At 57.3% G+C, this 13,653-nt stretch carries 11 protein-coding genes; 2 read left to right on the forward strand and 9 right to left on the reverse strand.

The window, feature by feature from the left end:
- Positions 1-34: 34 nt before the first annotated feature.
- The 9 genes from CUC53_RS14040 to CUC53_RS14080 form a co-directional block, all read right to left on the reverse strand.
- Positions 35-3,928: a YhdP family protein gene (locus CUC53_RS14040; protein WP_100294733.1), complete on the reverse strand. Its 3,894-nt coding sequence runs from the start codon at positions 3,926-3,928 to the stop codon at positions 35-37.
- Positions 3,929-5,398, reverse strand: coding sequence for a ribonuclease G (rng, locus tag CUC53_RS14045; RefSeq protein WP_100294734.1), 1,470 nt, complete (start codon positions 5,396-5,398; stop codon positions 3,929-3,931).
- 188 nt (positions 5,399-5,586) lie between these two features.
- Positions 5,587-6,174, reverse strand: coding sequence for a Maf family protein (locus CUC53_RS14050; RefSeq protein WP_100294735.1), 588 nt, complete (start codon positions 6,172-6,174; stop codon positions 5,587-5,589).
- Positions 6,175-6,176: 2 nt separating this feature from the next.
- Complete coding sequence (gene mreD / locus CUC53_RS14055) at positions 6,177-6,662, reverse strand: rod shape-determining protein MreD (protein WP_100294736.1); 486 nt, start codon at positions 6,660-6,662, stop codon at positions 6,177-6,179.
- Positions 6,663-7,550 (reverse strand): rod shape-determining protein MreC, encoded by an 888-nt coding sequence (gene mreC, locus CUC53_RS14060; protein ID WP_100294737.1) that lies wholly within the window; start codon positions 7,548-7,550, stop codon positions 6,663-6,665.
- Between the two features lie 42 nt (positions 7,551-7,592).
- The gene (locus tag CUC53_RS14065; protein ID WP_005308111.1) at positions 7,593-8,633 is read right to left on the reverse strand and encodes a rod shape-determining protein; all 1,041 of its coding nucleotides are present in this window, start codon (positions 8,631-8,633) and stop codon (positions 7,593-7,595) included.
- 396 nt (positions 8,634-9,029) lie between these two features.
- On the reverse strand, positions 9,030-10,172 hold the full coding sequence (locus CUC53_RS14070; RefSeq protein WP_100294738.1) for a glycerate kinase: 1,143 nt from the start codon (positions 10,170-10,172) through the stop codon (positions 9,030-9,032).
- A gap of 10 nt (positions 10,173-10,182) precedes the next feature.
- Positions 10,183-11,445, reverse strand: a complete 1,263-nt coding sequence (locus tag CUC53_RS14075; RefSeq protein WP_100294739.1) for a GntP family permease — start codon at positions 11,443-11,445, stop codon at positions 10,183-10,185.
- Positions 11,446-11,565: 120 nt separating this feature from the next.
- On the reverse strand, positions 11,566-12,681 hold the full coding sequence (locus CUC53_RS14080) for a sugar diacid recognition domain-containing protein (protein WP_100294740.1): 1,116 nt from the start codon (positions 12,679-12,681) through the stop codon (positions 11,566-11,568).
- Positions 12,682-12,898: 217 nt separating this feature from the next.
- Between CUC53_RS14080 and CUC53_RS14085 the strand changes: the two genes are divergently transcribed.
- Entirely contained in the window at positions 12,899-13,273 is a 375-nt protein-coding gene (locus CUC53_RS14085; protein WP_100294741.1) for a YacL family protein, read from the forward strand.
- A 64-nt stretch (positions 13,274-13,337) separates the two neighbouring features.
- Positions 13,338-13,634 (forward strand): hypothetical protein, encoded by a 297-nt coding sequence (locus tag CUC53_RS14090; RefSeq protein ID WP_100294742.1) that lies wholly within the window; start codon positions 13,338-13,340, stop codon positions 13,632-13,634.
- Positions 13,635-13,653 lie beyond the last annotated feature (19 nt).

A 13,653-nucleotide genomic window follows, 5' to 3' on the forward strand; every position in this document is an offset into this window, starting at 1 on the left:
TGACTCCTTGCGCTAAACAGGATGCAACCTGTCATCAATGAACCGGTTGATCTGGCGTGAGCGGCTTGAGCAAAAAGGGGGTGGTCTCTTGTTTCGGCAAGCTGGGAGCTACCGCATCGACCGCCTTTTTCTGTTGCTGGTTGAGCTTGATACGGGCCCGATCTCGCCCTGCTTCCACCAGTTTTGGCGCATCAATGGGACCTGATACCCGAAAATCGATGCGGGTGATCACATCTACCACCGGCTCGAGCAATTTAGACAACGCCAGCACATACAAGCCCGTCACGGGGGTAATCGAGAAGGCAGCAACCACCGGCAGGGTGCCCCCCAAATTCGGCGAAAAACGAAGCTGATAGTCAAGCTGCCAGCGCACCAGATCGGCCATCCCCTCACCACGTAAGTTACCCGCCGCCCCCTTCATATAAAAATCATCGTTACTGACCTGCCCCTGCTTGATGGTGGCCGAGGCGGACATGGATTCGAAATAGAAGCCCTTGTCGAACACATCGCGAAAATCGAGGCGCAATTTGCGCAGCAAGGAGTCGAGACTGAGCAGGGAGAGCAGCCGTGCGCCCTTGTCGTTGACCTCCCGCAGCGTGCCAGCCTCCAGCTGATAGTTGGCACTGCCCCCCAGCGTTGGCAGGCTCGGCCGGTAGGGGACATCCTGCCAATTGAGATCAAAGGCAAAGGAGCCGGGGGCATCGCCGATAGGCGAGGTGTAGCCAAGCCGCTTGAGCAGTAACTCGCTGTTGTTACTGGTTAGTTTACCTCGGGCATGGGTTTCCATCTGGCTGCCATTAGCTAGCCAATCGACACTGCCCGTTAGCTGACTACCGGCCAGCCGCATCTCCAGCCCCTTGAGGCTGAGCTTATTGGCACCGGGCAGCAGCTCCCCTTTCACCTCACCGAGCGGCAATTGGCCAAAACGGCAATCGACACAGCTAAAGGTGAGCCAAGGGATGGCAGCCATGATGGCGTTATCTTGGGTCACATCAGGCGCAGGGCTAAGTTCAGCGCCCTTGCCTGACCAATGAATACGGGCAAATTTAGCGTCGATAGGCCGCTTAGCTTGCTGTGGCAGACGAATGACCCCCATGACGTCAGGGCTGTCGATCATCACCTCGGTCGCCTGTTTAACCGGCGCCACAGTAAAGCGCACGGCGTTCAGAATGGCACTGCCAATATCAGCGCGCGCCAGCTGCCCGTCCACCCACCACTCGGTGGGCAACAACGGGCGCTCACCCGTCGCTGGCTCTGCCACATCACGCTGGGGCGGCAACCACTGGGTTAGACGTGCTAGCCAGTCCGCTACATCGGCCTGCGGCTGATTGATGACTACCAGCATGGGCACATCACGCCGCTGTTGCTCACTAGGGCGACCCACCTCAAGCTGGACACGGTTAAGGTAAGGGTCGCCTTCGCCATAGCTGAGCTGGCTGTAGAGGCCAACCTCGGCCCCCAAGCTGGCGCGGATCTCACTACGCCCAGCACCACCTTGGGCGCTGATCAGCAGTGGCAGGGTGCTGGCCTGTGGTTTGGTCAAGGGCGCTGGCAAATCCAGCCCCATTCCTTGTAGCGACGAATCCAAGCTCAGCGCGAAACTAAATGGCTGCTCATTTGGCAAGGTGAGCCCTAACTTACCTTGCCAGTCACTGCGCCCTGCCAGCACCCCCAACGCGGAGATGGCGGGCAGCTGACGCCGCGTGTCCCACTGCCCGTTGAAATCCAGGTCGACCTGATAGCGATCAGGGTGCTGGCGCCCCTGATAATCAATGGTCAACGGCTGATCCCACAAACGCGCAGTGAGTTGGTGAAAACGGGTCTGTTGGTTGTCATATTCAAGCCGACCGCTGACCTGATCCAGTGGCAAATCTAAGCTCGCGATACGCACTCGGTTATTGCGAAAAATAGCCTCTCCGCTAGCCTGCACCTCATCACGGCCATTGAGCGGAATATCCAGCTTGACGCGCCCTTGGAGCGGGCCACGCACCTCAACCTCACGCAGCGCCTGCCCTACGGAGCTGGCCAGCGGTGAGTCTTGTAAGTAATCGCTGATCGCCTTGCCTTCCCCCGCAACGGTGGCATCGACGTAAAGATGCGCCGGTGCGGCGAAGGCCGGGATCCACGCATGCACTGAATCAGATCGCGCCTTTCCTAGTTTGCTGGAACGGCTACGCATATCGAGGCTGGCATTTTGAAACAACAGGTCGATCTGCAAGTCGGTGAGCGGTTGCCAACCGGGGAAGAACTGGTAGGTGGCCTGCTCAAGGGGAACCGCCACTTGGAACATCCCCTCGCCTTGGTCATAAGGGAAATCCTTAAACTCGCCATACCACAACAAGTCAGCTCCCGTGGCCTTGCCGCCCTTGATGGCGCCGCTCAGGTAATCCACCAACCCCTTGTCCATCGCCTGCAGCGGGAAGTAGCGATCGGCGTGGCCGGCATTTTTGACATCAATCCGCCCAGTCAGAGCCAGAAAGGGGTGTTCGAATAGCTCGAGACGAAAGCGACTGGCCAAGCGCAGGTCTTGGTTATCCAGTGCGATATCCTGCCCATAAACGACCCAGCCTTGCCCCTCACGCCACCAATCTAACCGCGCAGAGAGCTGCTCAACGGGGATAATCTGCTTAAAGTGACGTCCCAGATCGATGCGATCTTGGGCGAGCGCCAGCCGCACACTCCCCCCCGTTGGGGTTAACCAGAACTCACCATTGAGATCGTCGACTCCGGGTACATCCTGCCATCCATGCAGTTTGATGCGGTTAAGCCGCCCTTGCAGTGACAACCCTTGCCAGTCGCCATCGGCCTGTAACACCAGATCCTGCAATTGACCGGCAGGTTTCACCTGTTTAAGCATCTGGGTCCACTGAGGATAAATCCCAGACACCAGCTGACTCAATTTAGCGATCTGGCCAAGATCAAGGGCGGGCAGATACCCGATAATTCGCCCTTCCCTGCGTTCAAGCTGCAAGTGGCTGCGCAGCCACGGTTGGCCATCAAAAACTAGGGCGACCCCATGGCTTGCAAACTGCCAATTATCCCCCTCCCGACGCAGCTGCACCGTACCGCCGTCTAGGCTGAGTCGGTGCGGCTCACCATCTTGTAAGCCTTGCCAGGTTACGGTGTTACGGCCAAATGTCAGTAGGGTGTTCCATAATTGGCCATTGGTAAACTCACTCCAGAGTTGGAGATCAAGCTGACCGCTGACCTTGGGATCACCAGAGTGGGTACGTGCCAGCAGAGGGGTAATATCCAGCTCTCTGGCGGCAAGATAAAGGCTCCCTTTGAGCCTATCTAAGCGATCACTGGGCGCACTGACCTCGACGATCAGGTCCAAGGTGCTCTGCCCCAATCCGTTGATAAGGTAGGCCTTGCCCACCCCCTGATGGCGCTTGCCACGGTTTTGCCAGCGTAGTTGGGCAATATCGAGCGCACGCACCTCCCCCAACGCGGTGGTCAGACGAAGGCGAGTATCGTGAATATCGAAGCTGGTGAGCTGGGTGAGTAAAAAACTCAGCAGCGCTTGCTGCTGATCATCTTGCGGGTCTGCCGAGCTGGCTTGACTTAGGTCGATGGCGATGTCGCCATCATGCAGCAGTAACCTGCCAAATACAGGGCGCAGTTCATTGAGCGAACGCCAGAAATCAAGATGCACTAACACCTTGCCGAGCTGGACCGAGAAGCGCTTCGAGTCCGGCGCAATCTCCAGTTGCTGCAGTACTAACGAGGGGCCGACGTTAGTCCACTCCAAGCCCAGCTCGCCAACCGTCACCTTCAACTGACGATCGGCGAACAACGCAGCGATGAGCGTCTGCCGATGCTCATTGAGCAGCGGGCCTGCCACGCGGATCAGGCTGACCAGCACAGCCAGCAGTACCAACAAGACCCCGAGAGCCAACCAGCCCCGGCTCAGCCAGCGGTAAACCAATTACATCATCACCACATCAAATTGCTCTTGCCCACAGAGCGGTTCGCTCACGACTTTGACCTGCTTACCGATAAACACTTCCAGCTCCGCTAGGCTATGGGACTCCTCGCCACGCAGATAATCAGCAACGGCGGGGGCGGCATACACGGTGAATTGATCGGCATCGTAGGCGCGGTTGACCCGGATGATCTCCCGCAGGATCTCAAAGCAGACCGACTCCACCGTCTTGACTCGGCCGCGCCCCTTGCACTCGGGGCACTCGGAGCAAAGCACATGCTCTAGGCTCTCACGGGTGCGCTTGCGGGTCATCTCCACCAATCCGAGCTGAGAGAAACCATTGACGTTGGTCTTGGCGCGGTCCTTGGAGAGCGCCTGCTCTAGGCTGTGTAACACGCGGCGGCGGTGATCTTCTGACTGCATGTCAATGAAGTCGATGATGATGATCCCACCAAGGTTGCGCAGCCGCAGATGGCGGGCGATGGCCGCCGTCGCCTCGACGTTGGTGTTAAAGATGGTCTCTTCCAGATTACGATGGCCGACAAAGGCGCCGGTGTTGATATCCACCGTGGTCATGGCTTCGGTCTGGTCGATGATGATATAGCCGCCGGATTTGAGCTCCACCTTACGCTCCAGCGCCCGCTGGATCTCATTTTCCACGTCATACAGATCGAAAATCGGTGACTCGCCAGCATAATACTCCAGCTTGCTGGCCAGCTCAGGCACGTACTCTTCGGTGAAGCGTTTGAGCAGATCAAAGCTCTGGCGTGAGTCAACCCGGATTTTATCCAGCTCGGTGCCCACAAAATCGCGCACCACCCGAAACGCCAAACTGGGATCTTCGTAGAGGATCTTGCAAGCAGGATACTTCTGCTTGCGTTCGAGAATTTTGCGCCACAGCCGTTTCAAAAAAGCGGCGTCTTGCTCCAGCTCCAACTCCCCCACCCCTTCGGCAGCGGTGCGGATGATGTAACCGCCGAGCTCATCCACGTAACCGGCCACGGTACGCTTGAGCCGCTCCCGCTCCGCCTCAGACTCAATGCGCTGGGACACCCCGACGTGGGCACTGCCCGGCATAAACACCAGATAACGGGACGGGAGGGTGATGTCGGTCGTCAATCTCGCCCCTTTGGTACCCAGCGGATCTTTGACTACCTGCACCATGATGTCTTGGCCTTGGCGCACCAGCTCAGCAATATTGCCGACTTGGAACTGCTCCTTCTCTTTCACCGCCACACATTCGGTGTGCGGCACGATGTCGGAAGCATGCAGGAACGCCGCTTTGTCCATCCCTATATCGACAAACGCCGCCTGCATCCCCGGCAGCACCCTGCTGATCTTGCCCTTGTAGATATTGCCCACAATGCCCCGTTTGGCTTGGCGCTCGACGTGCACTTCCTGTAACAAGCCATTTTCGACCAGCGCAACCCGAGTTTCCGAAGGGGTGACGTTAACCAGCAGTTCTACCGACATAAGCGACCTTGCCTGTTGCAGTTTTGAATGATTAGAGCCTACCCGAGTCAGCGTCATTGGCCCAGCGAGCATGGCGGCAAATACGTGAGAGGATGACCTGGAGGGCCACACCCGCCCGCCACCTCATCCTCATCGGGACCAAACTGATAACGCGAGACCTAGGCTGCTAGCCAGCGACGGGCGCCCTACTACTGGTGCTGCGCCAGATAGTGTTTGATCAGCAAATCCGTCTCTAGCAGAGGCAGTCCAACCACCGCGCTATAGCTCCCTTCAATGCGGCTGACAAACTTACCCGCAATCCCTTGAATACCGTAAGCCCCGGCTTTATCGCAAGGCTCGCCAGTCTGCCAATACGCCTCAATCTCAGCGTCATCTAACTTGCGAAACGCCACGTTGGTGGTAACCAAGCGCACATCGCAACGCTCGGCCGTCGCGAGCGCCACTGCCGTCATCACTTGATGCACCTGACCGGATAGCGCTTCTAACATATCTTTGGCATCCAGCAGATCGGAGGGTTTCTCCAATACTCGGTCGCCCAGCACTACGATGGTGTCCGCTCCCAGTACGGGCAATGCAGCGGGCGCAACGTTAGCACCGGCCATCGCCTTATCCCGCGCCAGACGGCAGACGTAATCTTGCGGTTTTTCGCTCTCGCCGCGCAGCTCGGGTACATCCAATTTGAGCAGCTCAAAGCGATAACCTAGCTGGGTCAGCAATTCGCGGCGGCGGGGTGAACCGGAGGCAAGATAGAGTTGTACGTCGTGATGGGTAGCCATAATTACCTGATATTGAAACGGTGGCGGACTTTACGCAGCACTAAAAAGATCCAAGGCCACATCAGCATTGTCGTCAAGGTCGACCAAAAATAGGCAAAGTTGAGGCTGGCACGGCTAAACAGGTGCTCAGCCCAGAAGATGGTCACTTTGCCCACCAACGAGAGCAGAGCAATGATCAACGCCTGCTGCCACAGGGAGAAGTTACGGATTTTCTGAAACTGAAAAGCAGCCAGATAGACAGTAATGGCCATCGCCATCGCCCGCACGCCGAGGGTACCACCGAGCAATACATCGAGTAATAACCCAGCGACCCAGGCCGTTCCAACGTTAGTCCGGTGGGGCAACGCTAAGGCCCAATAGATCAGCACCATGGCTAACCAATCGGGCCGGAAGGTGTCAAATTGAAACGGTAGCGGCAAGATAGATAAGCTGAGGGCCAACAGGATCGATGTCCAGATCCAGAATCGGCCACGGGCTGGGTGTAACATTTAGGGCGTGACCCCCACCGTCGGCGTGGCTGGCGCAGAGGCCGCATCATCATCGTGCACCTCTGGCTTTCGATCCGTCCACAGCAGCAGCAAATAACGCAGTCGATCTAACGCCACCAACGGCTTGGCCTCAATCTGGGCGAAGGGCTTGCCCTCCACATATTCGGAACGGGTCACGGTCGCCACTGGATAGCCCTCAGGGAAGCGGCCACCCAGACCGGAGGTGACCAGCAGATCGCCAACCTGAATATCGGTATTACGCGGCAAGTTGCGCAGCTCTAGCTTATCGAGCTCATCACTGCCAGAGGCAATGGCCCGCAGATCGTTGCGCAGTACTCGCACTGGGATGCCGTGGCTGGAATCGGTGATCAACAGCACTCGACTGGTGGTGGAGCCAACATGGAGCACCTGACCAATCACCCCCTGATCGTTGATCACTGCCTGACCGTTATAAACCCCATCCAGCGCGCCTTTGTTGATCAACACCTGATGGCTAAAGGGATCGGAATCGACCGATAGCAGCTCAGCCACCATCTTGCGCGACTCACGATGCACCGGTGAACCGAGCAACTCACGCAGCCGCTGATTCTCGTGCTCCAGATGTTCGAGCTTGAGCAAGCGCGAACGCAAGGTGAACAGCTGCTGCTCCTGCTGCTTGGTCTGTTCGATGAGATCAGCACGGGTCTGCACCTGGGTCGACATGGTGTCCAGCAAGGTGCCCGGCGCATTGGCCATATATTGCAGAGGGCTGACTAACGAACTGAGGTAAACGCGGACATGGGTAAACACACCGAAGCGCGAATCCGCGACGATGGCAGCGATGGAGATAATAACGGCGAGAAACAGCCGTAACTGAAGCGAAGGGCCTCGACCAAAAATGGGTTTCATGAGTTGTCAAAAAAGAGCCGGCACGCAGGCCGGCTTTGGGTCTTATTCGTAGTGGAACAGGTCGCCACCGTGCATATCGATCAACTCCAACGCCTTGCCGCCGCCACGGGCAACGCAAGTGAGAGGATCTTCAGCAACTACCACTGGAATGCCGGTCTCTTCCATCAGCAGACGGTCGATGTCTTTGAGCAGTGCGCCACCACCAGTCAACACCATGCCTCGTTCAGAGATATCAGAGGCCAACTCCGGCGGAGACTGCTCCAGTGCTACCATTACCGCAGAAACGATCCCAGAGAGCGGCTCTTGCAGCGCTTCGAGAATTTCATTGGAGTTAAGGGTAAAGCTACGGGGCACCCCTTCAGCCAGGTTACGGCCGCGCACTTCAATCTCGCGCACTTCTTCACCTGGGTAGGCAGAGCCAATCTCGTGCTTGATCCGCTCAGCGGTAGCTTCACCGATCAGGCTGCCGTAGTTACGACGGACGTAGCTGATGATCGCTTCGTCGAACTTGTCACCACCGATACGCACAGACTGGGAGTAGACCACACCGTTTAAGGAGATGATCGCCACCTCGGTGGTGCCACCACCAATATCAACCACCATGGAACCGGTCGCTTCGGAGACCGGCAAACCGGCCCCGATGGCAGCCGCCATGGGCTCATCGATCAGGTAAACCTCACGGGCACCGGCACCTAATGCAGACTCTTTAATGGCACGACGTTCAACCTGAGTGGAACCGCACGGCACACACACCAGCACACGGGGGCTGGGGCGAAAATAGTTGTTGTCGTGAACCTGCTTGATGAAGTGCTGCAGCATCTTCTCAGTCACGTAGAAATCGGCGATCACGCCATCTTTCATCGGACGAATAGCAGAGATATTGCCCGGGGTACGCCCCAGCATCTGCTTGGCAGCATGGCCGACAGCAGCGACCGATTTGGCGTTCCCGCGCTCTTGGCGAATGGCGACAACTGAGGGTTCGTTAAGGACGATCCCTTGATCTTTTACGTAGATCAGGGTGTTGGCAGTTCCCAAGTCGATCGACAGATCGTTGGAAAAGACGCCTCTGAGCTTTTTGAACATGGCTACGGGAAATCCTAAGAATTGGGAGGTGCAGAAAACGCGCTAACTTTACCAATGCATACCCTAATGGGCAAGCGCTCAAACCATCACCATCCCCTCTGAGCCAACAAAAAGTTGGCGGCTAGCCCTGATTACGGGTGAAAACAGCACTGACCAACAAGACTGGTCGAAACCATCACTGACAAGCTCTACCTTGCTCAGCTCAGGCTTCACAGCGCCTATCCACTCGCTAAGGGGGCCACAGAGCGACAACATGGCGCGAATCGTCGAGCCGCCAGCGCTATTTACCCCATCAGCCACGCAGCGCCGCTTGCTGCTGGCGATAAAAAAGCCGACCCAAGCGGGTCGGCAAGAGAGAGACTAGCGGCACCATCGCCAACTAGCTACACGGATAGATTATCGACGAGTGAGTGATAACAGATAGAGCGCGGCTACATTACGCGCAGTCAGCTGCAGGTTGCTACTGGCACTGGCCAGCGCTTGTGGCAGCGACATGGCACCATTGACCACCGAAAACACTGCATCTAGCCCGTGCTGGTGCACCACGCCACAATCGTCGGTCAGGGCACCGGCAATGCCGATCACCGGCTTAGCAAACTGCTTGGCGCAGCGGGCCACCCCGATCGGCGTTTTGCCATGAATCGTCTGACTGTCGATACGCCCCTCGCCGGTGATCACCAGATCTGCATCGGCGACTTCGTCCGCCAGTCGCAGCGCATCCATCACGATCTGGATGCCGGGCTTGAGCTCGGCACCGAGCAGGCCGACCAGCGCCGCCCCCATGCCACCGGCGGCACCAGCCCCCGCAATATCTTTAACCTGTTTACCGATCGCATGCTCGATACACACTGCGTAGTGGGCCAAGTTGGCATCCAGCTGCGCCACCATCTCAGGGGTAGCCCCTTTCTGCGGACCAAACACCGCAGAGGCGCCTTGCGGGCCACAAAGCGGGTTATTGACGTCACACGCCACCTCAATGGTGAGCCGCGCCAAACGCGGGTCTAGTTCACTCAGGTCGATGCAGGCCAGCTCACTTAAACCACCACCCCCTAGCGCAATGGGAGAGCCATCGGCCTTAAGTAGTTTGCCCCCTAATGCCTGGATCATGCCCGCCCCGCCATCGTTGGTGGCACTGCCGCCAATGCCGAGGATCAGCTGGGTAGCGCCCAGATCCAATGCCGCCAAGATCAGCTCGCCGGTCCCGATGCTCGAAGTAAGCAGCGGATTGCGTTGCTCCGGCGCGACCAGATGAATACCAGAGGCCGCCGCCATCTCAATCACCGCACGTTCGCCATCACCAAGTAGACCAAGAAAACCCTCAACCTTGTTACCGAGTGGGCCGGTGACCGCCACCGGTAAGATGCGCCCTCCCGTGGCATCGACCAAGGATTGCACCGTGCCCTCGCCACCATCGGCCATCGGCAACTTGACATAGTGGGCATCCGGCAACACTTGCTTGAAGCCCGCTTCGATGGCATCAGCCACCGCCATGGCGCTCAAGCTCTCTTTAAATGAATCTGGGGCGATCACAATTTTCATAGCAACTCCGTTAACTGAGGCCAAACACCCCAAACATCAGGGTAGAGACGGCGGCAATGACCAGACCGACCGCGGTTTCATAGGGGATCAGCTTAAGGCGCTCACCCACCCCCATGTGCACGCTGCCGCCAGTAGCATGAAAAAAGGAGCCGTGCGGCATGTGGTCAAACACGGTGGCACCGGCATGGATCATCGCCGCCCCCGCCAGCGCACTCACGCCGAGCTCGATCAAAGTGGCGCTAAATACATTGGACGCCACCACAGTCCCAGCGGTGGTCGAGGCGGTCGCCAGCGACATCAAAGCTCCAGAGATGGGCGCTAACAGATAGGAGGGCAGGCCAGAGGCGGTTAAGGCGCTGATCAGCACATCCTTGAGCCCCGAATTAGCGATGATGCCCGCTAATGTGCCGGTCCCCAGCAACATGATGGCCACCGGCGCCATGCGTGATAAACCGGAGACCGCAAATTGGTTCACGTTGCCAAATTTGCCCATCATCAGGGCACCGACCAGCCCACCTAGCGGCAGGGCAATCAGCGGGTCTACCACAATGCCTGCCACAGGGCGCAATGCCAGCAGCACGATGGCGACCAAGGGCGCACTGATCGCGGCGGCAAAGCTCGGCAGTGTCGCGCTATCGACGCTCACGACTTCATCCGCCGCCACCTTGCTGCCTTTATGGTTAAGACGTTTGGCCAGCCAATAGGCCATCACCAGCCCAAATAGACCGGGGATAATGCCCGCCGCCATCACCGAGGTAAGGGGCAAATGAAACGCATCAGCTGCCGCAATGGCATTAGGGTTGGGAGACATGACGTTACCCGCCTTGCCGCCACCAATCATCGCCAACAGAATGGCCGCTTTGGAAAGATCAGCCCGACGGGCAATCGCCAGCGCAATGGGGGCAACCGTGATCACCGCCACGTCGATAAACACCCCCACCGCGGTCAGAATCAAGGTCGCCAACGCCAGCGCCAACAAGGCCCGCGTTTCACCCAGCTTACGCACGATGGTCTCAGCGATGGTGGTGGCAGCCCCTGATTCAATCAGCACGCCAGCTAACACACCCGCTGCCAAAATCCGCATCACGGCCGTGGTGATCCCTTGAGCACCGCCAATCATCAGGGCGACGGTTTGGGTTAAATCCGCCCCGCCAATCAGGCCGCCAGCCAAGGCGCCGACGATCATGCCATAGGCAGGGGGGACTTTTTTGAGGATCAGGAAAATAGCAATAGAGAGTGCCGCTAGGGCACCAAGCGCAGTAACAGGAATCAAAATAAACACCTAAACAGCAGGATTGATGGGGGCAATTATGCGCACAGGGCATAAAAAATCGTTGGTCTAAATGCCAAAAAACAAGCTAAAAAATGGCAGTTTTTTGTTATTAATAACAAATCACAGGCTCAGGCTCAGTCCGAGATAGAGCAAAAATTTATCATCTAACTTATTGAAATGTAATCCAGTTATCTGTTCGATCCGGGTCAGTCGATAACGCAGGGTATTGGGATGAATGAACAGCGCCTCGGCACAGCGATGGAGATCACAATCTTGCAAGAAATAGTGGCGCAGGGTCTTTTGCAGTGTTCCCTTTGTGTCTTGTTCACTCAGCAGCTGCAACGGTGCCCGTAACTGATCGGCCTGCCAAGAGTCGGCCAAGCTCCCCAGCAGCACCGGCAAGCGATAATCTTCAAAGAAATAGACCTGTTTGCGCGGTTCCTGCCGCATACCACGGCGCAAGGTATCGCGCGCGGTCTGATAAGATCGCGCCAATCCACTGATACCTGCGAAATAATCGCCCACCGCAATGCGTACCTTGAAGTGGGGAATACGAGCGAGCAGCTGCTTAATCCGGCTGCGCTCCTGCTCGGATTGCCACAGGCCGTCGCTAAGCTGAGCCGGTTTGAGCACCACAATCTCATCCAACCCATTGATCGCCACCAGATTGTTCCGCTCCGGATACTCCAGCTGTAAGATGAGCTCCCGCAGGCGGGTTGGATCACTCTCCTCCAGCGCCAAAACCGCAACAACCCGTGGTTGCGCCAAATCGAGCCCGAGAAACCGCGCCGCTTGTTGCAGCTGATCGCTGCGTCCCTCGCCGCGAATAAGCTGCAGCACCAGCTCCTCTTTGTGGCGCTTATCCCATTGCAACTGCTCGGTGAGCGCCGCCTGCTCTAAAATCAGCTCGGCGGTCATCCGGACTAACTCGGCGTAAGCCCGCACCTCATCGGGGTTACCTGAAATGCCGATCACCCCGATCAACACCCCTTGATAGGCGATCGGCAAGTTGATGCCAGGCCGCACCCCTTTAAGCTCACGGGCGGTCGCCTCACTGATCTCCACCACTCGGTTCTCAGTCAACGCCAGCACCGCACCTTCGTGACGCTGATGCAGCCGATCTGGATTGCCGGAGGCGATGATCAGCCCTCGCTCATCCATCACATTGACCGAGAACGACAAAATCTTCATCGCTCGGCTCACTATCTGGCGCGCCAAGGTTTCATTTAACTGCATAACATCTCCAAACAAGAGCGGGATCGGTGACTGCCACCGCCGCTCACCGCCGATACAGGGGCAAAGATGCCACATCATCAAGACAAGCGAGAGGGGGATCGCTAGAATAGGCCACTTTACCTGAGGTGAGCCCCACCATGGAGTAGCCGTGGAGTAGAAATAACGCTGCGCCCTGCTCCCGCTTAGGCTGACTTATTATTCCGCTATGGAGTGCGCAATGGATTATGAATTTCGCCGCGATCCGTTCGGTGGCTATCGCGCCCGCTTTTCCATGGGTCATGAGGCCATCGGCCAGTGGCTGATCGATGAAGTGGGCAAAGATGAAGAGAAGCTCGATGAGCTGTTTACCATCATTGACCAACTCTCCAACCGTTCGCGGCTCGAATATCGGTTACTCGGCGGTGACTACTCCCTGCTGCTGACCCATGAAGAGGCCGAGGTAAAAGCCAACGTCCTCAACATCGAGCTGGGAGAAGATCTTGACGATCTCGCCTACTACGATGATGAACAGCTAGCCCTGTGCGGGCTGGACGATTTTGCCCAGGTGCTTAGCTCCTGGCGCGCCTTTATCCGTAACGAGGATATGGGCTGATTAGCCGCCGTGTTGCTTATTTCAGTTGGCCAATGAGGCCATTCTCAACCCAATAGGATGATTTATGTCTATTTACGATTTTGATGACGAACTGCCAGAAGATGACGCCCAAGAATCCACCAAGAACAACGCCGCGCCGGCCAAGAAAAAAGCCAAGCAAGTGATGAATACCCAGGTCAATCTGAGCCCGCGCGATGCTAGCCGCCTCAATGGCCTACACGTCGAAGCCATCACCACCCTTGATGATGTCAATCTGCCGAAAAACGTGATTTTTAAGGCAGGCCTGATCGCCTTAGGCGAGTTAGAGGCGACCCAGCGGGCCGATATCATCGCCCGTGTCATTGCCGAGTCCGGCCGCTAACCCGTCTTGGTTAACATCG

It is taken from the genome of Aeromonas cavernicola (genome assembly GCF_002795305.1).
Classification (GTDB): Bacteria; Pseudomonadota; Gammaproteobacteria; order Enterobacterales; family Aeromonadaceae; genus Aeromonas; species Aeromonas cavernicola.